A 233-nucleotide genomic window follows, 5' to 3' on the forward strand; every position below is an offset into this window, starting at 1 on the left:
TCCTTCGGTTCAACAGGATCAAGTCCTTTGCGGATTCTTGAGAAAGCGGCGACAATGCCCGGCACTTTCGCCTGCAGACGGATGGCTTTTCTGTAGTTCGCTTCCGGATTCATGACATCGGCTTCACTGTCAGTCAGACCGAGTAATGAAATCGCCGTCCGGAGCGCAGCCATTGGATGTACGTTATTGAGGGGATAAGATTTGAAGTGCTCAATGATTTCTTGTGGAACGGC

At 50.6% G+C, this 233-nt stretch carries 1 protein-coding gene; it reads right to left on the reverse strand.

The genetic code is table 11. From position 1 onward, the window contains the following. Positions 1-233, reverse strand: a 233-nt coding sequence (locus KVT31_RS30050; RefSeq protein ID WP_302747110.1) for a citrate/2-methylcitrate synthase, incomplete at both ends; no start/stop codon positions are given.

The sequence above is a fragment of the Bacillus sp. GbtcB14 genome (assembly GCF_019091205.1).
GTDB classification, from domain to species: Bacteria; Bacillota; Bacilli; order Bacillales; family Bacillaceae_G; genus Bacillus_A; species Bacillus_A cereus_AG.